General features: G+C 75.1%; 18 protein-coding genes and 2 pseudogenes. 7 read left to right on the forward strand and 13 right to left on the reverse strand.

Features of this window, described 5'->3' with window-relative positions; all coding sequences use genetic code 11:
• Nucleotides 1–325: 325 nt before the first annotated feature.
• From KPF47_RS09285 to KPF47_RS09300, 4 genes are all read left to right on the forward strand, one after another.
• Nucleotides 326–1,411 carry a glycerophosphodiester phosphodiesterase family protein gene (locus tag KPF47_RS09285; protein ID WP_224388498.1) on the forward strand — a complete coding sequence of 362 codons (1,086 nt, stop codon included), beginning with the start codon at nt 326–328 and terminating at the stop codon, nt 1,409–1,411.
• Between the two features lie 62 nt (nt 1,412–1,473).
• The gene (locus tag KPF47_RS09290) at nt 1,474–2,799 is read left to right on the forward strand and encodes an MFS transporter (protein ID WP_224388097.1); all 1,326 of its coding nucleotides are present in this window, start codon (nt 1,474–1,476) and stop codon (nt 2,797–2,799) included.
• A gap of 241 nt (nt 2,800–3,040) precedes the next feature.
• The gene (locus KPF47_RS09295; RefSeq protein WP_020627709.1) at nt 3,041–3,382 is read left to right on the forward strand and encodes an RNA polymerase-binding protein RbpA; all 342 of its coding nucleotides are present in this window, start codon (nt 3,041–3,043) and stop codon (nt 3,380–3,382) included.
• A 106-nt stretch (nt 3,383–3,488) separates the two neighbouring features.
• Nucleotides 3,489–5,243: a DUF885 domain-containing protein gene (locus KPF47_RS09300; protein ID WP_224388099.1), complete on the forward strand. Its 1,755-nt coding sequence runs from the start codon at nt 3,489–3,491 to the stop codon at nt 5,241–5,243.
• Nucleotides 5,244–5,269: 26 nt separating this feature from the next.
• Here KPF47_RS09300 and KPF47_RS09305 read toward each other — a convergent pair whose 3' ends face one another.
• From KPF47_RS09305 to KPF47_RS09330, 6 genes and pseudogenes are all read right to left on the reverse strand, one after another.
• Entirely contained in the window at nt 5,270–6,046 is a 777-nt protein-coding gene (locus tag KPF47_RS09305; RefSeq protein ID WP_224388101.1) for a polyprenol monophosphomannose synthase, read from the reverse strand.
• Between the two features lie 177 nt (nt 6,047–6,223).
• On the reverse strand, nt 6,224–7,030 hold the full coding sequence (locus tag KPF47_RS09310; RefSeq protein ID WP_224388103.1) for a PIG-L deacetylase family protein: 807 nt from the start codon (nt 7,028–7,030) through the stop codon (nt 6,224–6,226).
• Between the two features lie 277 nt (nt 7,031–7,307).
• Nucleotides 7,308–7,502 (reverse strand): PspC domain-containing protein, encoded by a 195-nt coding sequence (locus tag KPF47_RS09315; RefSeq protein WP_224388500.1) that lies wholly within the window; start codon nt 7,500–7,502, stop codon nt 7,308–7,310.
• Nucleotides 7,503–7,617: 115 nt separating this feature from the next.
• A pseudogene (locus tag KPF47_RS09320) lies at nt 7,618–8,515 on the reverse strand (IS5 family transposase).
• Between the two features lie 47 nt (nt 8,516–8,562).
• Nucleotides 8,563–9,690 carry a Xaa-Pro peptidase family protein gene (locus tag KPF47_RS09325; RefSeq protein WP_224388105.1) on the reverse strand — a complete coding sequence of 376 codons (1,128 nt, stop codon included), beginning with the start codon at nt 9,688–9,690 and terminating at the stop codon, nt 8,563–8,565.
• 129 nt (nt 9,691–9,819) lie between these two features.
• Entirely contained in the window at nt 9,820–10,635 is an 816-nt protein-coding gene (locus KPF47_RS09330) for a GAF and ANTAR domain-containing protein (RefSeq protein ID WP_374108817.1), read from the reverse strand.
• 108 nt (nt 10,636–10,743) lie between these two features.
• On the opposite strand from KPF47_RS09330, the gene KPF47_RS09335 reads away from it, so the two are divergent.
• Both KPF47_RS09335 and KPF47_RS09340 read left to right on the forward strand, forming a co-directional pair.
• The gene (locus KPF47_RS09335; RefSeq protein WP_224388107.1) at nt 10,744–11,709 is read left to right on the forward strand and encodes a 5'-3' exonuclease; all 966 of its coding nucleotides are present in this window, start codon (nt 10,744–10,746) and stop codon (nt 11,707–11,709) included.
• Entirely contained in the window at nt 11,706–13,049 is a 1,344-nt protein-coding gene (locus KPF47_RS09340; protein WP_224388109.1) for a M20 family metallopeptidase, read from the forward strand. Before KPF47_RS09335 ends, KPF47_RS09340 begins: the two co-directional genes overlap by 4 nt.
• Nucleotides 13,050–13,052: 3 nt before the next feature.
• On the opposite strand, the gene KPF47_RS09345 is transcribed toward KPF47_RS09340, so the two are convergent.
• A complete protein-coding gene (locus KPF47_RS09345; RefSeq protein WP_374108818.1) occupies nt 13,053–13,664 on the reverse strand; it encodes a helix-turn-helix domain-containing protein in 612 nt (203 codons plus the stop codon).
• Nucleotides 13,665–13,722: 58 nt separating this feature from the next.
• On the opposite strand from KPF47_RS09345, the gene KPF47_RS09350 reads away from it, so the two are divergent.
• Nucleotides 13,723–14,484: a cyclopropane-fatty-acyl-phospholipid synthase family protein gene (locus KPF47_RS09350; protein ID WP_224388114.1), complete on the forward strand. Its 762-nt coding sequence runs from the start codon at nt 13,723–13,725 to the stop codon at nt 14,482–14,484.
• A gap of 160 nt (nt 14,485–14,644) precedes the next feature.
• Here the strand turns inward: KPF47_RS09350 and KPF47_RS09355 are convergent.
• From KPF47_RS09355 to tatA, 6 genes and pseudogenes are all read right to left on the reverse strand, one after another.
• Nucleotides 14,645–15,814 (reverse strand): annotated as a pseudogene (locus KPF47_RS09355) (GNAT family N-acetyltransferase); the annotation flags it as partial.
• A gap of 68 nt (nt 15,815–15,882) precedes the next feature.
• Entirely contained in the window at nt 15,883–16,815 is a 933-nt protein-coding gene (locus KPF47_RS09360) for a DUF4333 domain-containing protein (RefSeq protein ID WP_224388116.1), read from the reverse strand.
• 62 nt (nt 16,816–16,877) lie between these two features.
• Nucleotides 16,878–19,787 carry an RNA helicase gene (locus KPF47_RS09365; RefSeq protein ID WP_224388118.1) on the reverse strand — a complete coding sequence of 970 codons (2,910 nt, stop codon included), beginning with the start codon at nt 19,785–19,787 and terminating at the stop codon, nt 16,878–16,880.
• Nucleotides 19,788–19,859: 72 nt separating this feature from the next.
• Nucleotides 19,860–20,606, reverse strand: a complete 747-nt coding sequence (gene pyrH / locus KPF47_RS09370; RefSeq protein ID WP_062395067.1) for a UMP kinase — start codon at nt 20,604–20,606, stop codon at nt 19,860–19,862.
• 102 nt (nt 20,607–20,708) lie between these two features.
• Entirely contained in the window at nt 20,709–21,719 is a 1,011-nt protein-coding gene (gene tatC / locus KPF47_RS09375) for a twin-arginine translocase subunit TatC (RefSeq protein WP_255659430.1), read from the reverse strand.
• 61 nt (nt 21,720–21,780) lie between these two features.
• Nucleotides 21,781–22,068: a Sec-independent protein translocase subunit TatA gene (gene tatA / locus KPF47_RS09380; protein WP_224388122.1), complete on the reverse strand. Its 288-nt coding sequence runs from the start codon at nt 22,066–22,068 to the stop codon at nt 21,781–21,783.
• Between the last annotated feature and the right edge of the window lie 88 nt (nt 22,069–22,156).

Consider the following 22,156-nt stretch of genomic DNA (forward strand, 5'->3'; position numbering starts at 1 on the left):
GTGCGGGTCGACGGCGGCCGGCTCACCCTGCGTCCGGTCGACAACCGGGGCCGCACCGGGGAGCCGGTCGACCCACCGGGTGCCCTGCGCGGGCTGGGGCCCGCCCTGGGAGCGGGGGGCCATCTGCTCGACGCCGAGCTGACCGGGCGCGGGGAGCTGTGGGTGGCCGACGTCCTGCACACGGGCGGCCGGGACGTCCGGGCGCTGCCCGCCGAGCGGCGGCGGGCGCTGCTGGAGGAGCTCCCGCTGGACGGGCCGCACCGGCGGGCCGCACCGGCGGGCCGCACCGTCCTACCCGGACGCGGGTGCCGAGCTCCTCGACGCGGTGCGCGGGCAGGGGCTGCCCGGGGTGGTCGCGGTCCGGGCCGGCTCCGGCTACCCCGAGGGTGTGACCGACGACTGGCAGGAGGTCCGGGTGGGCGGCACGGAACGGCCTGGCACGCCACGGCGCGGCACGGCCCGGCCCGGGCCGCGGCACGACGGGTACGGGCGGGCGTCGCTGTCCAACCCGGACAAGGTGCTGTACCCGGCCACCGGTACGATCAAGGCCGACGTGCTGGGGCACTACCTGGCCGTCGCCGAGGTCATGGTGCCGCACCTCGACGGCAGGCCCGCGACGCTCAAGCGCTGGCCGGACGGGGTGGAGGGGCCGTCGTTCTTCGAGAAGAACGTGGCGCGGCACGCCCCGGACTGGCTGCGCACCGCCCGCGTCGGGACACCGGGGGGCCGGTCGGAGTCCGCGGACTTCGCCGCGTTCTCCGCCGCCGCCGACCACGGTCTGCGCTACGTCGAGATGGACGTGCACGCCAGCGCCGACGGCGTGCCGTTCGTGCACCACGACCCGACGCTGGACCGCACCACCGACGGCACCGGCCGGATCGACGCCCGCCCGGCCGCCGAGCTGGACACGGTCCGGGTCACCGGGACGCACCGCGCCGAGCCGTTGCCGAGGCTGGCCGCGGTCCCCGGGGTGCGCGTGACGATCGAGCTGAAGTCGGCGGAGGTGGTCGCCCCGACGCTGGCGGTCCTCGACGCCGCCGACGCCTGGGACCGGGTGTGCCTGGGCTCGTTCTCCGCCCGGTGGCTGGGCCGCGCCCGCGGGCTGGCCGGCCCGCGGCTGTGCACGTCGATGGGGCAGGCCGAGGTGGTGGCACTGCGGGCCCGCGCGTGGGGCGTCCCCGGACGGCTGCTGCCGGCGTCGGCGGGGGTGTTCGCCCAGGTCCCGCCGCGGTTCGGGCCGGTCCCGGTGGCCTCGGACCGGCGGTTCGTGGAGGCGGCGCACCGGGCCGGGCGCGAGGTGCACGTGTGGACCGTGGACGAGCCCGGGCAGATGCGGCGGCTGCTGGCGCTGGGGGTGGACGGGCTGCTGTCCGACCGGCCCGACCGGCTGCTCGACGTGGTCGGGGGCTGACGGGGCGTCGTCTCCGTAGATGATCGGAGGCCGGCCCCGGCGGCCGTGGCTACGCTCGCGCCGTGAGCGCCTCGACCGTCCCGACGGCAGACCCGGCCCCGCCCCGCCGATCCCGGTTGTGGGCGTGGGGGCTGTGGGACTGGGGATCGTCGGGCTTCCAGCACATCGCGCTGACCTTCGTGTTCTCGGTGTACCTGACCGACACCGTCGGCGCGGACCTGCCGGGCCCGGTCGGTGCGAACAGCTGGCTGGCGTGGTCGACCGCCGCGGCCGGGGTGCTGATCGCCCTGATGGCCCCGGTGATCGGGCAGAGCGCGGACCGGTCCGGTCGGCGGCTGCGGGCGACCGGTGTGTGGACGGCGCTGGTCGTGGTCTGCATGGCCGGGATGTTCTTCGTCCGCGACGACTGGTCCTACCTGTGGGCGGGGCTGCTGCTGCTGGCCCTGGCCTCGATCTTCGTCGAGCTGGCGTACGTGTCCTACTACGCGCTGATGGCACAGGTGTCGACGCCGGCGACGGTCGGTCGGGTGTCGGGATTCGGCTGGTCGCTGGGCTACATCGGCGGGATCGTGCTGCTGCTGGTGGTGTACGTGTTCCTGCTGTCCGGCGACGGCGGCCTGCTCGGCGTCCCCACCGCCGACGGGCTCGACGTGCGGATCGCGGTGCTGGTGGCGGCGGTCTGGTTCGCGGTGTTCGCCGCCCCGATGTTCCTGCTGCTGCCCGAGACCCCGCCGGCCACGCCGGACGCGCCGAAACTGGGCGTCGCCGGGTCGTACCGGAAGCTGGTGGCCGACCTGCGGGAGCTCTACCGGACGAGCCCGCACACCGTGTACTTCCTCGGGGCGAGCGCGCTGTACCGGGACGGCCTCAACGCCGTCTTCGCCTTCGGCGGGGTCCTGGCCGTGACCGTGTACGGCCTGGAGCCGGGCCAGGTGCTGATCTTCGGGGTGGCGATCAACGTGGTCGCGGCGCTCGGCTGCGTGGTGGGCGGCCGGCTGGACGACCGGCTGGGGCCCAAGGCCGTCGTCGTGGGGTCGCTCGCCGGCAGCGTCGCGGTGGGGGTGATCCTCCTGTTCGTGTCCGGGCCGACCCTGTTCTGGATCTTCGGTCTGGCGCTCGGGCTGTTCGTCGGGCCGGCGCAGGCGTCGTCGCGGTCGTACCTGCTGCGGGTCAGCCCGGCACAGCAGGAGGGCCAGCTGTTCGGCCTGTACGCGACGACCGGGCGTGCGGTGTCGTTCCTGGCGCCGGCGCTGATCGGGCTGTTCACCTACGCCTTCGGCTCGGACCGGGCCGGGGCGATCGGGATCGTGCTGGTCCTGGCCGCCGGGCTGGTGGCGCTGCTGCCGGTGCGCTCCCCCGCCCGTGCACAGGTCCGATCGGCGGTGTGAACAGTCGACGACTCCGGCGTGAGCACCGTCACACATGGCTGACACGTCACATCGGAGTGTGTATCGGGCCCGGATAGGGAACACTGGTCAATCGGGCGCAGAGCGGGTTACCACGAGGTAACTCGAGCGGGACCGTTCTGCCCTGCCGCCGGAATACCGTAGCTCCACGCACGTTACACCCGGTGGCTGAGAGGTAACCGTCGAGGTGCTCCCTCGACATCGCGCTACAGGAGGGTGACGCATGGCCGACCGCGTTCTGCGTGGCAGCCGGCTCGGGGCTGTCAGCTACGAGACGGACCGCAACCACGACCTGGCGCCGCGGCAGATGGTCCGTTATGTGTCCGAGTCCGGCTACGAGTTCCAGGTGCCGTTCGCGAACGACGCCGAGGCCCCCGCGACGTGGGAGTCCCCGCAGGGAGGCGTCGGTCGCCGGGTGGACGGCACCGAGCCGGAGCAGAAGAAGCAGAAGCCGCCGCGCACGCACTGGGACATGCTGCTCGAGCGCCGGTCGATCGCCGAGCTCGAGGAGCTGCTCGACGAGCGCCTGGAGCTGCTGCGCGAGCGACGCGCCGAGATCGCCTGATCCCGGCGGTACCGCAGGACACGCACCGGACCACCACCCGGTGACCACGGAGCCCGGATCCCACAGGGGATCCGGGCTCCGTCGCGTCCGGGCATGATGGCCGGTGATGAACGATCAGCAGACCGGCACCGACCGCACCGCACACTCCGGCCGGGCCGTGCGCGACCTCGCCGACGACCACGTCCGCCGCCTCGCCGAGCTCGACCCGGTCCTCGCCGGTGACCTCGGCTGGACCACGCGCCAGGACGAGCTGCCCGACCTCTCCCCCGACGGTACGGCCGCGCTCGTCGCCGCCTGCCGGGAGACCCTGGAGCGGCTGGACACCACGACCGGCGCCCGGGAGCCCGCCGACCCCGACGAGCGTCGCTGCGCGCGGCTGCTGCGCGAGCGACTGGGCGCCCAGCTCGACCACCTGACCTCCGGCGAGCCGCTGCGCGCGGTGCAGGAGCTCTTCGGGCCGCTGGCGACGCTGCGGACCGCGTTCACCCTCATGCCGGTCGACGGCGACGAGGACTGGGCCACCGTGGCCGCCCGGATGACGCGGGTCCCCGAGGCACTCGCCGGGTACCGGGCGTCGCTGGCCGAGGGGCGTCGTCGTGGGCTGTTCGCCGCGCCGCGCCAGGTGGTGCGGGTGACCGAGCAGATCGAGGCGTGGAACCGCGACGCGGACGGGCGCGGCTGGTTCGCCGGGTTCGCCGCGGACGCACCGGTCGGGGACGCGGTGCGCGCCGACCTGGACCGCGGTGCGCGCGAGGCGACGGCCGCGCTGGCCGAGCTGCGGGACTGGCTCGCCGCCGAGTACCTGCCGGCGGCCGAGGGCACCCCGGACGGGGTGGGCCCCGACCGGTACCGGATCGCGAACCGGTTCTGGAACGGCGCCGACGTCGACAGCGTCGAGGCCTACGAGTGGGGCTGGTCGGAGTTCCGCCGGATCCGCGACGAGATGACCGTCGAGGCCGCGCGGATCGTGCCCGGCGGCAGCGTGCGCGAGGCGATGGAGTTCCTGGAGACCGACGGCGGCTCGACCGGGATCGTCGTCGGTGGGGAGGCCGCCAGGGCGCACCTGCAGAAGATCATGGACGACACGATCGCCGAGCTCGACGGTGTCCACTTCGACCTGTCCGGCCGGCTGCGGGAGGTCGAGTCCCGGCTGGCGCCCGCGGGCAGCGCGGCGGCGCCCTACTACACGCCGCCCGCACTGGACTTCTCCCGGCCGGGGCGGACCTGGCTGCCCGCGAGCGAGGACGACCGGTACCCGCTGTGGGACCTGATCAGCACCTGGTACCACGAGGGCGTCCCGGGCCACCACCTGCAGCTCGCGTCGTGGGCGGTGCGCAGCAGGGAGCTGTCGATGTTCCAGACGTCGGGGGTGGGCCTGGTCAGCGCCGACGCCGAGGGCTGGGCGCTCTACGCCGAACGCCTGATGGACGAGCTGGGGCACCACTCCGACCCGGGCTCGCGGCTGGGCTACCTCAACGCCCAGATGCTGCGTGCGGTGCGCGTCGTGATCGACCTGGGGATGCACCTGTCGCTGCCGATCCCCGACGACTCCCCGGTCGGGCCCGGGCAGCGGTGGACGCCGGAGCTGGGGCGGGAGTTCTTCGGCCGGCACGTCGGCGGCGGGGACGCGATGGCGGACTCGGAGCTGCTGCGCTACCTCGGTGGCCCGGCCCAGGCGATCGGCTACAAGCTCGGTGAGCGGGCGTGGCTCACCGGCCGGGAGCGGGCGCGGGCCGCGCACGCGGCGCGCGGTGAGCAGTTCGACCTGGCCGCCTGGCACGCCGCCGCGCTGGCCCAGGGCACCCTGGGTCTCGACGACCTGGTGCCGGAGCTGGCGGCCCTGCCCGCGGCGCGCGCCTGACCGCGCCCGGGGGCGCCGCACACGGCTCAGCCGTGGGTGGCGCCCTCGGCGACCGGGCCCGCGGGACGCTGCGGGGTGTCCCGGCCGAGCCGGTGGGACAGGCCCCAGCAGGTCACCCGCCACAGTGCCTCGGCGACGATGCCGCCGCTCATCTTGGACGCGCCGCGCTCGCGCTCGGTGAAGGTGATGGGGACCTCGCGGACCCGGAACCCGGCACGCATCGCGCGCCACGCCATGTCGACCTGGAAGCAGTAGCCCTGGGACGCGACCGAGTCCAGGTGCAGCTGTTCGAGGACGGTACGCCGGTAGACGCGGTAGCCGCCGGTGATGTCGCGCAGCGGCACGCCCAGCGCGAGGCGGGAGTACAGGTTCCCGCCACGCGAGAGGGCCTCGCGGTGCCAGGGCCAGTTCACCACCCGCCCGCCGGGCACGTAGCGGGAGCCGAGGACGACGTCGGCGTCGGCCAGTGCGGCGAGCAGCGCGGGCAGGTCCTCGGGTGCGTGCGAGCCGTCGGCGTCCATCTCGACGACGACCTGGTGTGAGCCGGTCAGGGCGTGCCGGAAGCCGTCCAGGTAGGCGGCGCCGAGGCCGTCCTTGCCGGAACGGTGCAGGACCCGGATCCGCTCGTCGGCCGCGGCCAGGGCGTCGGCGAGCTCGCCGGTGCCGTCGGGGCTGGCGTCGTCGACGACCAGGACGTCGGCGTCGGGCAGGGTGGCGTGCAGCCGCGCGACGGCGGGACCGAGGTTCTCCCGCTCGTCGTAGGTGGGAACCACGACCAGGACCGGGCCCGGCGGTTCGACCATGCTCGTCCTCTCCCCCGCCCGATGCTGCCGACCGGACGACCCTACCCGTACCGACCGCACCGGCTCGGTCACCGCTCGTCGCGGATCGGTGGAGCGCGGTCGTGCGGTCAGCCTAGTGGAGCGGTGCGGACCGCCGACGCGGTGGCATGCGGACCCGGGGTGGGGCGCGACGCGGTGTCAGCGGGTCCCGGCGAGCACGTGCGCGTTGCCCAGCGCCTCCAGGACACCACCGTCGGCCCGGCCGCCGGTGTTCTCACCGGGGAGGAACCACTCGTAGCCGTAGGTGGCGGCGAAGGCCGCCTCGTCGACCGCGTCCGGGGCGATCTGGCTGGCGTGGGCGAGCATCGCGGCCCGCTTGACGGCGAGCTCGGCCGGGCCGCCCCCGACCGCGACGGCGATCTCGGCGGTCACCCGCCCGTAGCCGACGCCGGCGGCGTGCGCGGCGCCGTGCACGAGGTGCCGCTCCGGTGCGGCGAGCGCGAGGTGCTCGCGGTCGACCGTCATCCGGTAGCCGTGCGCACCGGTGAGCGAGCAGGCGATCGCCCCGGCCGCGTGGGCGGCGCGGTGGTCGGGGTGGCCGTAGATGCCGGCGTCGTCGTCGTGCAGGACGGTGCCCGCACCCTCCGCGTCGACGATCTCGGCGACGGCCCGGCCGAGCGCCACCGGGTCGGCGCCGGCCAGCGCGCGGGGGTGGTGCAGCCCGGGGCCGTCGGGCAGACCGGAGTCGCGGTGCCCGAGGCGCACCAGGCGGTGCACGCCGAGCAGGGCGACGGCGTCGGTGAGCTCACGGGCCCGGCGGTCGGGGACGGTCTCGCCCGGCTCCAGCGGGAGCCGGGACTCACCGAGGTCGCCGCCGGTCGCCATGACGAGCACGACGCGGGCGCCGGCGGCGGCGAGGCGGCGCAGGGTGAGGCCGGTGAAGATGGACTCGTCGTCGGGGTGGGCGTGCAGGGCCAGGACGGTCTGGCCGGAGAGGGTGTGCACCTGGTGATCGCTTCGCGTGCGGGGCCGGGGCGGCCGGTACGGACATCGGTCCGGAGCGGGTCGGTACCCGGGCGGCGAGGGCGGTCCCGGCGGGGGGGGGGGGGCGGGACGGCGGTGTCAGCCGCGCGGGGACGGACCCCGACGACAGCGACACGCGGCGGCGCGCACGGGGCGCGCGGCGGCGGTGGCGGTCGTCGGCTCGATCACGCGGGAGATGATGGCAGGGGCGCCGTCGCGGGTCCACACCGGGTCCCGCGACGGCGCTCACACCGTCGGCTCAGACGGTGCTCTTCGGCATGATCAGCCAGAGCGCGAGGTAGATGACGAACTGCGGGCCGGGCAGCAGGCAGGACAGCACGAACAGGAACCGCACGGTGTTGCGGCCCATCCCGAAGCGGTCGGCCAGCCCGGCGCAGACCCCGGCGATCACCTTCCCGGTGCGGGGACGGACGAGACGCTGGGACACGGGCATGTTCACGGGGTGCTCCTTCGTGGTGCGGACCTGACCTCTCCCACCCTGGCACCCCCGGGCCCCGGCGCGCTCGGGGAACACCCCGACCGTGCCCCCGAACACGTCCCGGACACCCCTAGGGCGTGTCTCCTAACGCGCGTAGCCAGGTCACGATGGTCTTCAGGACGACCCCGCCGCGGTAGGTCACGGCGAGTTTGTCGTAGCGGGTCGCCAGGCCGCGCCACTGCTTGACCTCGCAGAACCCGCGTTCGACGACGTTGCGGCCGCGGTAGTCGACCCGGTCGAACATCGGTGGCCGACCGCCGCGGGAGCCGCGGCGTTTCCGGTGTCCCTGCTGGTCAGCCGGTTCCGGGATGACCGCGACGATCCGCCGTTCGCGCAGGTGCCGGCGGATCGCGCGTGAGGAGTAGGCCTTGTCGCCGCGGACCCGCTCGGGGCGGGTCCGCGCCCGGCCCGCACCGACCCGGTCGATACGCAGGTGACTCATCAGGTGCAGGAACATCGGGGCGTCACCGGCCTGGCCGGGACCGACGAGCACGACCAGCGGGCGGCCGTGTCCGTCAACGAGCTGGTGGATCTTCGTGGTCAGCCCGCCGCGAGAGCGGCCCAAGGCGTGATCGGGCGGCTCGACGCGCAGATTCTTGTAGTTCGATCCGGCCCCCTGTGTCGCGCCTGAGAGTCGCGGCGTGCTGGTGGGCGCGGATGATCGACGAGTCGACGCTGACCGCCCAGTCCACCAGACCGGCGGAGTCGGCATCGGCCAGCAGAGCTGCGAGAACGTGATCCCAGGTGCCGTCACCTGCATAGCGGCGGTGGCGTTTCCACAGCGTCTGCCATGGCCCGAACTCGACCGGGACATCGCGCCAAGCCACTCCGCACCGGAACCGGTAGATAATCCCCTCGACCACCCGACGGTGATCGGCGAACGGGCGCCCCGGCATCCCGTCCGACGAGGGCAACAACGGCTCGAGCCTGGCCCACTGGGCATCGGTCAGGACCACACGACGCAACACCCGATGATCATCCCGCAGTCCCGATTGGCAGAGTTAAGAGACACTCCCTAGAGGACGACCAGGTCGCGCGCGGTGGTGTTGAGCCGTTCCACGCCGTCGGCGGTGACGACGACGATGTCCTCGATCCGTGCGCCCCAGCGGCCTGCCTGGTAGATGCCGGGCTCGACGGAGAAGGTCATGCCCTCGGCGAGGACGAGGTCGTTGCCGCCCACGATGTAGGGCTCCTCGTGCACGTCGAGGCCGATGCCGTGCCCGGTGCGGTGGATGAAGTGCTCCCCGTGCCCGGCGGCGGCGATGTGCTCGCGGGCAGCGCGGTCGATGTCGGCGGCGGTGGCACCGGGGCGCACCGCGGCGACGGCGCGTTCCTGGGCCTCCTGCAGGACCGCGTAGGTCTCCTTGACCTCCGGTCCGGGTTCGCCGCCGACGGCGTAGGTCCGGGTGCAGTCGGAGTTGTAGCCGCCGGGCAGCGGTCCGCCGATGTCGATGACGACGACGTCGCCCGCCTCGATCACGCGGTCGGACACGTCGTGGTGCGGGCTGGCGCCGTTGGGCCCGGAGCCGACGATCACGAACGCGGCCTCGGTGTGCCCCTCGGCGATGATCGCGGCGGTGATGTCGGCGCCGACCTCGGCCTCGGTCCGGCCGGGGCGCAGGAACTCGCCCATCCGCCGGTGCACCCGGTCGATCGCGGCGCCGGCGGCGCGCAGCCGGTCGATCTCGGCCGGGTCCTTGCGCATGCGGAGCTCGCGCAGCACGGTGCCGCCGAGGTACTGGGGGACGTCGGGGAAGGCGTGGCGCAGGCCCAGGACGTGGCGGGCGGGCATGTCGTCGTCGACCGACATCCGGGTGGGTCCGCCGGCGAGGTCGCTGACCAGCAGGTACGGGTCCTCGCCGTCGGTCCAGGTGACCAGGTCCACGCCGAGGGCCTCCAGCGGGACCCCGGCGAACCCGGGCGCCTCCAGCGCCGGCACGACGAGCGCGGGCGGCGCCCGGTGCCCGGCGGCCGGCACGATCAGACAGGTCAGGCGCTCGTGCGAGGACCCGTCGAACCCGGTCAGGTAGCGCAGGTCGGTTCCCGGGGTCAGGAACAGCACGTCGGTGCCCTGCTCGGCGGCGTGCTCGCCGGCACGGCGCAGCCGGTCGGCGAGCAGCTCGGTGGGGACGGCATCGGTCATGACCGTGAGCGTAGGCGGGCACGGGGGGTACACGACCGCCACCCGGAGCACCGCGGGGTGGGCCGGTAGGACGCCGGTGGGCGTCCGGACGCGCTCGGTGACCGGACGCCCGCGGACGCGGCCGCCGGGTCAGTCGGTGTCGAGCGCGGTGGGGTTCGCGGTGACGGTCCCGGCGAGCTCGACGAGCTTGACGTTCAGGTCCTGGGAGGTGCGGCGGAGCACGTCGAAGGCCTCCTCCGCGGTGAGGCCGCGGCGGGCCATGAGGATCCCCTTGGCCTGTCCGATCACGTCCCGCGAGGCGATCGCCTGGCGGAGCTGGGTCTCCTGGAGCCCGGCGTTCGACACCGCGACGCAGGTGGCCAGGGCCAGCGACGCGTGCGTGGACAGCAGCACGAGGCGGTCCCGGTCGTCGGCGGTGAACGCCCCGGGGGCCGCGGCGTAGACGTTGAGCGCGCCGGGCAGCCGCGGCGGCTCGGCGTCGGGGACGAGCGAGACGGCCAGCACCGAGTGGAACCCGTGCCCGACCGAGGCGCGGGCGAACTCGGGCCAGCGGGTCTCGGCGCCGAGGTCGTCGGAGAAGGCCAGCGCGGGACCGTCGGCGCGGGCGGCCTCGACGCACGGGCCGCGTCCGCTGTCGTACTGGGCCTCGTCGATCGAGGAGGCGGCCGGAGCGGTCTCGACGGGGGTGTGGAAGCGGCCGTCGTCGTCGCGCAGGGTGACCGAGACCATCTCCGCGCCGGGCACGACCCGGCGGACGGCGGCGACGACCCTGGCGAGCACGGAGGCGACCGAGCCGGAGGCGAGCAGGGCACCGGTCAGGGCGGCGAACTCGCGGGCGAGCGGACCGGTGTCGGCCAGGGCGTCCTCGGCGGGGCCGCCGCGCTGCTCGGCGGCGACGAACAGGTCGCGCTCGGCGCTCCAGTCCCGGTCGGACCCGGTGGCCACGACGGGGCCGCTGCTCGTGGTGGTTGAGCTGTTCTCCACACGGGCATTCTGCACGGTCGGGCCGGGTGCGGCGGCCACCCGGGTGGGCGGCGGTGCCAGACTCGCGGCATGAGTGAGCGCCCGCTGATGCTGCTGGACTCCGCGAGCATGTACTTCCGCGCCTACTTCGGTGTGCCGGAGAGCGTCACCGCCCCGGACGGGACGCCGGTGAACGCGGTGCGCGGGTTCACCGACATGATCGCGCGGCTGGTCACCGAGCACCGGCCGGCCCGGCTGGTGGCCTGTCTGGACCTGGACTGGCGGCCGGCGTTCCGGGTGGCGGCCCTGCCCTCGTACAAGGCGCACCGGGTGGCGGCGGGCCGGGCCGGGGACGAGGTCCCGGCCGGGGTGCCCGAGGAGGTCCCCGACACGCTCGCTCCGCAGGTGCCGATCATCACCGAGGTGCTGGCGGCGGCCGGCATCGCGACCGGCGGGGCCGCGGGCTGCGAGGCCGACGACGTCATCGGGACGCTCGCCCACCGCGAGGCCGTCGACCCGGTCCTGGGGGTGGGCGGGGACCGGGACCTCATGCAGATCGTGCGCGACACCCCGCCGGTGCGGCTGCTCTACATCGGCCGCGGGCTGAACAAGGCCGAGAACCTGGGTCCCGACGACGTCGCCGAGAAGTTCGGGGTGCCCCGGGAGCGTGCGGGTGCGGCGTACGCGGAGATGGCGATGCTGCGCGGGGACCCCTCCGACGGGCTGCCGGGCGTGCCCGGGGTCGGTGCCAAGACCGCGGCGACGCTGGTGGGCCGGTTCGGCTCCTGGGCCGAGCTGCTGGCCGCGGTCGGCGACGGCGACGCCCGGATCGGCCCGGGGCCACGGGCAAAGCTGGCGGCGGCCCGGGACTACCTCGACGTCGTCGAACCGGTGGTACGCGTGCGGACCGACGCCGAGGTGGACCTGAGCCGCGACGACGTGCTCCCGGCGGCGTTCGCCGACCCGGACCGGCTCGACGAGCTGGCCGCCCGGTGGGGTCTGGAGTCCTCGGTGGGGCGGCTGCGGAAGGCCCTCGACGCGGCGGCGTCGTCGTGACCCGCCACGACGACGACCACTGCCTGCCGGTCCCGCCGTCGTCGGCGTACGACGAGGCGGTGGCCCGGGAGACCGCGGTGCGCGCGGCGGCGGCCGAGCCGATCACATCCCCGTACGACGGCGCCCCTGCCGCGGTGCGCGACGCGGTGGCGTCCGCGGTCGACGGGCTGCGGGGCGAGCTGCTGGCGCTGTCGCACGATCTGCACGCCCACCCCGAGACTGCGTTCTCCGAACACCGCTCCGTCGCGGCGGTGGCCGCGCTGCTGGCCGGGCACGGGATCGACGCCACCGTCGGCGTGCACGGGCTGGACACCGCGCTGCGGGCCGTGGTCGGGTCCGGGGACGGCCCGACGGTGGCGGTGCTCGCCGAGTACGACGCGCTGCCCGGCATCGGGCACGCCTGCGGGCACAACGTCATCTGCGCGGCGGCGGTGGGGGCGTTCCTCGCGCTGGGACGGGTGCTCGCCGCGCACCCGGTGGGCGGGACCGTGCTGCTGCTCGGCACGCCCGCCGAGGAGGGCGGCGGCGGGAAGGAGACGATGGCTCGCGACGGCGCCCTCGCCGGGGTCGACGCCGCGGTGATGCTCCACCCGTTCGCCCACGACATCCCCGACCACCCGTTCCTGGGGCGTCGCCAGCTGGAGGTCACCTACCACGGGGTCGCCGCGCACGCCTCGGCCCAGCCGCACCGCGGCCGCAACGCCCTCGACGCGGTCGTGCTCGGCTACCAGGGGATCGCGATGCTGCGCCAGCACATCCCCGACGGGGACCGGGTGCACGGTGTGATCGTCGACGGCGGACAGGCGCCCAACGTCGTGCCGGAGCGGGCGGCGGCGCGCTACTACCTGCGCTCGCAGCACCCGGAGACGCTGCGGGACCTGACCACCCGGGTCGAGGCGATCGCCGTCGCCGCGGCGGCGATGACCGGCTGCGGCCACACCCTGGACTGGGACCCGCGCCCGCCGTACCTGCCGATCCGGCACAACCGGACGCTCGCCGCACGCTGGGCGGTGCACCAGGCCGGGCGGGGCCGCAGGGTGTACCCGCGCGGTGTGGTGCCGGAGTCCGAGACCGGGTCGACCGACCTGGGCAACGTCTCGCTGCGGGTGCCGTCGATACATCCGATGATCGCGATCGCCGAGCCCGGCACCGCGCTGCACACCACCGCGTTCGCCGAGGCCGCGGCGGGCCCGGCCGGGGACCGGGCGGTGCTGGACGGCGCGGCCGGTCTGGCGACGGTGGTGGCCGACCTGCTGCACGACGCCGCCCTGCGGGAGGCGGTCGCGGCGGAGTTCGCCGATGCCGGTGGCCCGGTGGACGTGCCCGCGTTCTTCGACTGAGGGTCAGTCGCCGGGATCGCCGGCGTCGCGGCCCCGCGGGGCGGCCCGGATGTGCATCTTCTCGCCCTGCGGGCCGAACAGGCTGAGCAGCTCCACGGGGCGGTCGCGGTCGGCGGAGCCGAACCAGTGCGGGACGTGGGTGTCGAACTCGGCGGCCTCCCCGGCACCGAGCACCACGTCGTGCCCGCCGAGGACCAGGCGCAGCCTGCCGTCGAGGACGTAGAGCCACTCGTAGCCCTCGTGCACCCGCGGGTCCGGCTCGTCCCCGCGGAACGGGATGAGCATCTTGAACGCCTGCGGACCGCCGGGGCGCTCGGTCAGCGGGACGACGGTCATCCCGTGGGCCCGGCGCGGCCGCAGCCGTACCCGTGGGTCCCCGACCGGCGGGGCGGCGACCAGCTCGTCCAGGGGCACCTGGTGGGCGGCCGCGATCGGCAGCAGCAGCTCCAGGGTGGGGCGGCGCCCCCCGGACTCGAGCCGCGACAGCGTGCTCACCGAGATGCCGGTGGCCCCGGACAGGTCGGCCAGGGTCATGCCGTGTGCGGTGCGCAGCCCCGCCAGGCGGGGGCCGACGCCGGCCAGGGTGTCCGCGATCGCCTCGTCCACGCCGGACATCTTGCCATCTCGGCAACGAAGTTTGCCACGCCTGCCCGCGATCGGGCAGCGTGGCCGCATGCCCTTCTCCCCCACGGACCCGTTCGGACCCGCCGCCGAACGCCGGGTCGCCGCGCTCGTCGCCGGCGACCGGGTGCACGGGACGACCACCGACCCCAGCCCGCACGTCCGACCCACCGGAGGAACCACCGTGACCGAGGACCGCTGGTCCGCGGCGTTCTGGGACGCCCACTACGACACCCGGCCGCAGATCTGGAGCGGCGACGCCAACGCCGCCCTCGTCGCCGAGGCCACGGACCTGACGCCCGGGCGGGCCCTCGACGTCGGCTGCGGGGAGGGCGGCGACGCGGTCTGGCTCGCCGCCCGCGGCTGGCGGGTGGACGCCGTCGACGTCTCCCCTGTCGCGCTGGAGCGTGCCCGCGCCGCGGCCGGGCGGGCCGGTCTGGCCGACGCGATCACCCTCACCGCGACCGACCTGCGCACCGACCCACCCACCGCGGCCGCCTACGACCTGGTCAACGCCCAGTTCCTGCACCTGCCCCCGGCCGTGCGCCGCCCCCTGTACGCCGCGCTCGCCGACGCCGTCGCCCCCGGCGGGACGCTGCTGCTGGTGCTGCACCACCCGCGCGACCTGGCCGCGGGGATCCCGCGCCCGCCGGAGCCGGAGCTGTTCCCCGACGAGCACGAGCTCGCCGGCGAGCTGGATCCGGCCCGGTGGGAGGTGCTGGTCGCGCAGGCCCGGCCGCGCCCGGTGACGCTGCCCGACGGCAGCACGGTGACCGGGCACGACGCGGTCGTGCGCGCCCGCCGCCGGGTCTGAGCCACCGGCGCCCGGCCCGGCGGGCGGGTGGCCCGGGACGCCGCGCCCGGGCCACCGCCGCCCGCTCAGAAGAACGTGCCGCACCACGGAGCCGGGCCCGGCACCGCGAACACCGCGTCCGCCCGGGCCGCCGCACCGGGGTGTGCTCGCGCCAGCGGCCCGCCGTCACCAGCGAGGACGGTGCCCGGTCGCCGAGGAAGGCCGTGGCCAGCGCGTCGACCGTGCACTCCAGGTCCGGGCCGGGGCCGTCGACGGGCTCGGCGGCGCCGTCGGCGAGCCGCCAGGTGCCGGTGGCGCCGAGGAAGCGGTCGTGCACCCGCAGCACGACCGGGTCGCCCGTGCCCCAGGCACGCGCCCGCAGCGCCGCGTCCGGGTCCACCAGGCGCAGCCACAGGTCGTCCCCGCGACCGGTCACGCGGTGGGCCCGGGAGTCGGCCAGCACCAGGTCGAGGTCCTCGTCGAGCGGGCGCACCCAGCCGGTCACGGCGTCGGCCAGGTCGAGTCCGGTCAGGAACCGCCACAGCCCGGCCGTCGCGGTGGCACCGCCGGCCCAGAGCTGCTGCAGCCGGACCTCGTCCTTGCCGCCGGTGGCCAGGTCGCCCTCGGCGACGCCCCACACCACGAACCCGTCCTCGGTGCCGTCGGTGCCGGTGTGGACCGCCACGCCCTTGTACTCCCCGGCAGCGGGGCCCGCCGGGCGCAACGCCCGCCGCCACCACCGCGCGGTGCGGGTCATCCCACCGGGCCGGGCGGCGGCGAGGCGTTCCTGCAGACCGGGCAGCAGCGCCGCGGCCTCGTCGGCGTCGAGCATGCGCACCGAGCCCCCGGTGGGGGCCTCCGGACGCCAGGCGGCCCCCACCGCGACGCGGACGTGGTCGCCGCGGGAGGCGACGCCGTAGCCGTAGCGGCCGTAGATGGTGGCCTCGGAGGCGCGGAGCACGGTGGCGACGTCGCCGCGGTCACGGGCGGCGGTCAGCTGGGCGTGCATGAGTGCGGTCAGACGCCCGGCGCGGGTCCGGTCGGGCCGCACACCGACGCCGCTGACCGCGGCGGCGGGCACCCGGGCACCACCGGGCAGGGTCAGCCGGGTCGGGAACGAGTACGCCGAGCCGACGAGCGCGCCGGACGGGTCGGTGACCCCGAGCCAGTGCTCGTCGTCGGCCTGCCCGTGGGCCTCCCACGCGTCGTCGGTGGTCGGGCCGTGGTGCAGCGTGCCCAGGAACAGGTCGAACGCGCGCCGCCGGTCGGCGGGCCCGGACAGGGTGCGGACCGGGTGGGCGGAGACGGACTGCGGGACGGGCTGCGGGGCGAACGGGTCATCGGGGCTCACATCCGACGAGCCTCGCCGCCGCGCGCCCCGCGCGCCAGCCGATTACCCGGCCGATCACGACCGTCCGGTCAGACCCGCCCGACCTGGTAGTCGCCCTGGTCGCTGGTCACGGACACGGGGACCTCGACCTGCTCGCCGTCGACCACGGCCTGGCAGGTGAACTGCGTGCCCGCCGACACCTCGACGTCCTCGGGGCAGGCGATCGCGCCCACCTCCAGCCCGTAGTCCTGGGTGAGGACCTGGTTGACCCCCGCCTGCAGCGCGGTGCGGTCGAACCGGTCGCTGCCGAGCAGACCGGCCCAGAACAGCGCCCCCACGACGAGTGCGGCCACCACGACGGCGCCGACCCCGGCCAGGACCCACAGCCGTGTCCGCGACGGTGAGCGGACCGCGTCCCGGGACACCCAGGGCTCGTCCTCGCCGGGGCCGGGGGTCTGCCACCCGCCCGGGCCGGAACCGTCGTCGGCCGTGGTGGTCGGTGTGTCGGCCCAGGGCGAGCCGGGCGACGACGCCGGAACGGCGTCGGTGGGGGTCCCGGCCTCGGCGGCCCGGCGGCGGGCCCGACGCCCGGTCGGGACGGCCCAGCCGCCGTCGGTGTCCGGGCCGGTGTCGGTCTCGTCGCCCCACACCGGCTCCGCACGGGTCCGGTCCTCGGCGGCACCCCCGTACCCGGCCCCGCCGTGGGCGGTCGTGTCGTGGGCTGTCCAGCCGCCGGTGTCGCCGGGGTGGTGTCCGCCCGCGGGCGGGACGGCGTCCCAGCCACCGGTGCCCGGTCCGGGTGCGTCACCGGCGTCCCGACCGGCGCGGGCCGTGTCCCAGCCGGCGTCGGCGGATCCCGGGGCGGCCCAGCCGTCCCGGTCATCGCGGTCCGGGGACCAGGCCCCGGTGGTCTCGGGGTCGGCGCCCCACCCGCCGGGCGGTGGCGTGCCCCAGGCGGGGATCTCCCCGGTCCGCTCCGCGGCATCCTCGGGATGCCGGTCCGGTCCCTGCGGGTTGTTCATCGCCTACTCGTCCGCCCGTCTCTCTCGTCGTGCTGTTCCGGTGGTGCTGCTGCCCGGGCCTGCTACTGCATACCCGCCGCGACCACGCCACGCCGGACCGCCCCGGAGGCCCGGTGGGCCGCCTTGCCGACCGCGCTCGACCGACCGGCGACCCCGGCGATCTGGTCGAGCAGGTCGAGGACCTGCCGTGTCCAGCGTACGAAGTCGCCCGCGGACAGCTCGTGTCCGTTCCGTTCGGCGGCCTCGAGCACCTGGGCCAGGGACTCCCCGCGCGCCCACCGGTGCATCGGCCAGGCGAAGGCCAGGTCGGGTGCCCGGGTGCGTTCGGCCTTGTGCCGGCGCTGGTCGGCGTCGAGCTCCTCCCACAGTCGCACGGTGCGCTCCAGCGCCTCGGACACCGGGCCCGGGGGCAGCCGCGGCATCGGCGCGTCGTCGCGGCGGGACTCGTAGACCAGCGCCGACACGACCGCGGCGAGCTCGTCGGGTTCCAGGCCGTCCCAGGCGCCGTGCCGCAGGCACTCGGCGGCGAGCAGGTCCGACTCGCCCCACAGCCGGGCCAGGATCCTGCCGTGCGCGGTGATCTCCTCCTCGCCGGGCGCGGTCTCCCCGGCCGGGACGAGGTAGCCGCGCTCGGCGAGCAGCGCCCGGATGCGGTCGAACGCCCGGGCCAGCGAGTGCGTCGTGGCCCGCACCTTCTGCCGCAGCGCCTCGGTCTCCCGCTCCAGGCGGGCGTACCGCTCGGCCCAGCGGGCGTGCGCCTCCCGGTCGTCGCAGCCGTGGCAGGGGTGCGCCCGCAGGGCGCGGCGCAACGTCGACAGCTCCGGGTCGTCCTGCACCCCGGGCCGGCGGCGGCGCCCGGCGACGCGCCCCTCGCCGAGCCGGGAGGCACGCAGCGACGACGCGAGGTCGCGGCGGACCTGCGGGGAGCGGTGCTCCACCCGCTTGGGCAGCCTGATCCGGCCCAGTACCTCCACCGCGTCCGGGAAGTCCGCGGCCGACAGCCGCCCCGCCCACCTGTCCTCGGTGCACACCAGCGGCCGGACCTCGGCGTCACGGCCGCCGGCCGACACCGCCCCGACGCCCGGGTCGAGCACCACGGCGATGCCGGCGCGCTTGCCCGACGGCACCGCGATCACGTCGCCCGGGCGCAGCTCGCGCAGCGACTCCGAGGCCTCGTCGCGGGCGGCGGCGGTGTTCTGACGGCGCAGCGACTTCTCCCGGTCGGAGATGCGCCGGCGCAGGTCGGCGTACTCGGCGAAGTCGCCGAGGTGGCAGGTCATGGCCTCCCGGTAGCCCTCCAGCGCCTCGGCGTTGCGGTCGATCCGCCGCGCCAGCCCGACCACCGACCGGTCGGCCTGGAACTGGCCGAACGACCGTTCCAGCAGCTCGCGGGCCGCGTCGGTGCCCAGACGGCCGACCAGGTTGACCGACATGTTGTAGACCGGCCGGAACGAGCTGCGCAGCGGGTAGGTACGGGTGGAGGCGAGCCCGCCGACCTGCTCGGGATCCATCCCCGGGGTCCACAGCACGACGGCGTGCCCCTCGACGTCGATCCCGCGCCGCCCGGCCCGCCCGGTGAGCTGGGTGTACTCGCCGGGGGTCAGGTCGACGTGGGCCTCGCCGTTGTACTTGACCAGCCGCTCCAGCACGACGGTGCGGGCGGGCATGTTGATCCCCAGCGCCAGGGTCTCGGTGGCGAACACGCAGCGCACCAGGCCGGCGACGAACAGCTCCTCGACGGTCTCCTTGAACGCCGGCAGCAGGCCCGCGTGGTGGGCGGCGACACCGCGCTCCAGCGCCTCGCGCCACTCCCAGTACCCGAGCACGCCCAGATCGGCCTGCGGCAGGTCCCCGGTGTGCTTCTCGACGATCCGGCGGATCTCGTCGACCTCCTCGGGCACGGTGAGCCGCACCCCGGCGCGCACGCACTGGCCGACCGCGGCGTCGCAACCGGCCCGGGAGAAGACGAAGGTGATCGCGGGCAGCAGGCCCTCGCGGTCGAGCCGGTCGATCACCTGGACCCGCGACGGCGGCCGGAAGCCTCCGCGGGAGGGACCGCCCCCGCCGCGCGGACCGCGCCCGACGACGGCCGTGGAGTCGGTCCGCCCGCCCCGGGAACGGCCCCGCTGCGGACCACCCCGGCCGCGCGGCCCGCGGTCGCCCGCCCGGTCCGCGCCTCGTGAGGTGGTGACGTCCCGCCGGGCCATCTCGCGGGTGTAGCGGACCAGCTCCGGGTCGACGACGACCTCGCCGGGCCCGCCGGGGGTGCTCCGCTCGCCGAACATGTCGAACAGCCGGTTGCCGACCATCATGTGCTGCCACAGCGGCACCGGGCGGTGCTCGTCGACCACGACGCGGGTGTCGCCGCGGACCTCGACCAGCCAGTCGCCGAACTCCTCGGCGTTGCTCACCGTGGCCGAGAGCCCGACCACCGCGACGTGCTCGGGCAGCTGGAGGATGACCTCCTCCCACACCGCGCCGCGGAACCGGTCGGCCAGGTAGTGGATCTCGTCCATCACCACGTAGCCGAGGTGGTCCAGCCGCCGGTTCGCCGCCTTGTCCGAGTCGGCGTAGATCATGTTGCGGAGCACCTCGGTGGTCATCACCACCACCTGGGCGTCACCGTTGACCGCGGTGTCGCCGGTGAGCAGACCGACCGTGTCGGCGCCGTAGCGGGCGACCAGGTCGGCGTACTTCTGGTTGGACAGCGCCTTGATCGGGGTGGTGTAGAAGCACTTGCGGCCCTCGGACAGGGCCAGGTGCACGGCGAACTCACCCGCGACGGTCTTGCCCGCGCCGGTGGGCGCGCACAGCAGGACGCCGTGGCCGTCCTCCAGCGCCTCGCACGCCTCGCGCTGGAACGGGTCCAGGTCGAAGGGCATCAGACCGGTGAACTCGGCCAGCCGCGGGTAGGCGGCACGGGCCTTCGCCGCCGCGTACGCGGCGGCCGGGTCGGCGGCGGAACCATTCACGACCCCAGGCTGTCACACGGCACCGACACGCTGCGCCGCCACAGGGTGAGCCGGACCACGTGTCCCGGCCGGCTACTCCGGGTGGGCGAACTCCGCCTCGACGATGTCCGGGTTGATCTCGGTGCCGTGGTGCTCGCCGCGGCAGATCGCGGCCATCAGGCCGTCCTTCTCGATGTCGAACACGTGCAGCGGCAGACCGTGGTCGCGGGCCAGGATGAACGCGGTCTGGTCCATCACGGCCAGCCGTCGCGAGAGCACCTCGTCGTAGGGCAGGCGCTCGTAGCGCCGGGCGTCGGGGTTGGTGCGCGGGTCGGTGTCGTAGACGCCGTCGGTGCCGTGCTTGGCCACCAGCAGCGCGTCCGCGCCGATCTCCAGGGCGCGCTGCACGCTCGGGTAGTCGGTGGTGATGAACGGCTGACCGTTGCCACCGGAGAAGATGAGGATCGCGTCCTTCTCCAGGTGCCGCTTGGCGCGCAGCCGCAGGAACGGCTCGGCGACGGCGTTGATCGGGATCGCCGTCATGACGCGGACGTTCTCCTCACCGCCCGCGGAGAGCTTGCCGCGCAGCAGGAGACCGTTGATCACGGTGCCGAGCATGCCGATGTTGTCGGCCTCGACGCGGTCGATCCCCCAGGTCTCGGAGCGGTTCCCGCGGAACACGTTCCCGCCGCCGACGACGACCGCGACCTGCACCCCCAGCGCACGCATCTGCCGGATCTGGTCGGCGAGGTGGGACAGGGCCTGCGCGGAGAACCCGAAGCCGTCGGCACCGGCCATCGCCTGTCCGCTGAGCTTGATGACCACCCGGTTGTACTTCATCTGTCCCGACCCGCTCCTCAGTGCCGCCCGACCCGATCCGGGGGGCAAGCCTACGGAGCCGTGCCGGACGGGGCCGCGGGGGGATCCGCGGCACCGCCCCGGTCAGGTGATGTCGTCGTAGCGGGGCGGCCCGGGGACGGTCCCGTTCGTCCCGGCACCCCCGGTGCGGCCGTTCCCCGCACCCGCGGTGCCGCCGTCCGGGGCAACGACGGGTGCCCGGGTGGTCGACACCGGCGCGGCGGGTTCGATCCGGGACGGTTCGATCCGGGACGGCCCCTCGATCGGCGACGGCGTGGTGTCCAGCGGCGAGGGCTCGTCCGGGTCCAGGGAGTCCCAGCCCTCGGCGGCACGGCGGCGGGCGCGGCGCCGGTCGGTGATCCGGCAGACCTGGATCGCGCCCTCGAACAGCAGCGTCAGCGCGAACGCCAGCGCCAGCATCGAGATCGGGTCCTGCCCGGGGGTGGCGATCGCGGCGAAGCAGAACAGTCCGAAGATCAGCCCGCGCCGGGACCGGCGGAGCAGGTCGTAGGACACGACGCCGGCCGCGTTGAGCGCGACGACCAGCAGCGGGATCAGGAAGCTGACCCCGAAGATCACGATCAGGTTGACGACCAGGGAGAAGTAGGACGTGCCGGTCAGGGCCGTCGTCTGGATCTCGCTACCGATGGTGAGCAGGAAGCCGAGCGCCTGCGGGATGATCAGGTAGGCGAGCACCGCGCCGGCGACGAACAGCACCGCGGCCACCGAGACGAAGCCGAGCGCGTAGCGGCGCTCCTTGCGCAGCAGCCCCGGGGTGATGAAGCCCCACAGCTGGTACAGCCAGATCGGGCAGGCCAGGATGACCCCGGCCGTCGCCCCGACCTTCAGGCGCAGCATGAACTGGTCGAACGGGGTGGTGCCGAGCAGCGTGCAGGCGTTGGGGTCGGCCGTCAGCGACGCCCGCGCCGAGGGCGGCAGCGAGCAGTACGGCTCCTTGAGCAGCTCACCCAGGCTGGGGAAGCCGAAGAACGAGACCTCGAACCAGATGTAGCCGAACACCGTCGTCACCACGATCGCGGCGAGCGAGATACCGAGCCGGTTGCGCAGCTCGTAGAGGTGTTCGATCAGGGTCATGGTCCCGTCGGGGTTGAGCCTGCGCTTCCGACGGAACGGTGCCTTCACGGTAGGAGGTGTCTCAGGCGGTCGGACCGGCGGGCCGGTCGGTGGCCTGCGACGGCGGCTGCGCCGACGCCTGCGGGGCGGAACCCTGCTGCGGCGCCGGGGCCGCGGACGGCAGCTCCTGGGCCGGCTTGGGCTCCTCGGCCTGCCGGTTGCGGGCGTCGTCGTCCTTGAGGCCCTTCATCTCGCCCTTGAACACGCGGGCGGACTGACCGACCGACCGCGCCATCTCGGGCATCTTCTTCGCGCCGAACAGCAGTAGCAGGACGGCGATGATGATCAGCCACTCGTAGCCACCGGGCATTGGGGTCCACCTCGCGTCGATCGGGCCGGGTCGCCACCGAGTGTAGACACGGACGTTCCGGGCCCCCGCGCCCCGGGAGGTGGCTCCG

Origin of the sequence: Pseudonocardia sp. ICBG1293, assembly GCF_020131355.1 — a bacterium.
Taxonomy (GTDB): domain Bacteria; phylum Actinomycetota; class Actinomycetes; order Mycobacteriales; family Pseudonocardiaceae; genus Pseudonocardia.

Bases quoted from the DNA above. Each gene is read 5' to 3' on its own strand.
- KPF47_RS09360 (WP_224388116.1), bottom strand. From the start codon at position 16,815: ATGAACAACCCGCAGGGACCGGACCGGCATCCCGAGGATGCCGCGGAG.
- KPF47_RS09345 (WP_374108818.1), bottom strand. From the start codon at position 13,664: ATGTCCGGCGTGGACGAGGCGATCGCGGACACCCTGGCCGGCGTCGGC.
- KPF47_RS09315 (WP_224388500.1), bottom strand. From the start codon at position 7,502: ATGCCCGTGTCCCAGCGTCTCGTCCGTCCCCGCACCGGGAAGGTGATC.
- KPF47_RS09350 (WP_224388114.1), top strand. From the start codon at position 13,723: ATGCCCTTCTCCCCCACGGACCCGTTCGGACCCGCCGCCGAACGCCGG.
- pyrH (WP_062395067.1), bottom strand. From the start codon at position 20,606: ATGAAGTACAACCGGGTGGTCATCAAGCTCAGCGGACAGGCGATGGCC.
- KPF47_RS09325 (WP_224388105.1), bottom strand. From the start codon at position 9,690: ATGACCGATGCCGTCCCCACCGAGCTGCTCGCCGACCGGCTGCGCCGT.
- KPF47_RS09305 (WP_224388101.1), bottom strand. From the start codon at position 6,046: ATGGTCGAACCGCCGGGCCCGGTCCTGGTCGTGGTTCCCACCTACGAC.
- tatC (WP_255659430.1), bottom strand. From the start codon at position 21,719: ATGACCCTGATCGAACACCTCTACGAGCTGCGCAACCGGCTCGGTATC.
- tatA (WP_224388122.1), bottom strand. From the start codon at position 22,068: ATGCCCGGTGGCTACGAGTGGCTGATCATCATCGCCGTCCTGCTACTG.
- KPF47_RS09335 (WP_224388107.1), top strand. From the start codon at position 10,744: ATGAGTGAGCGCCCGCTGATGCTGCTGGACTCCGCGAGCATGTACTTC.
- KPF47_RS09300 (WP_224388099.1), top strand. From the start codon at position 3,489: ATGAACGATCAGCAGACCGGCACCGACCGCACCGCACACTCCGGCCGG.
- KPF47_RS09295 (WP_020627709.1), top strand. From the start codon at position 3,041: ATGGCCGACCGCGTTCTGCGTGGCAGCCGGCTCGGGGCTGTCAGCTAC.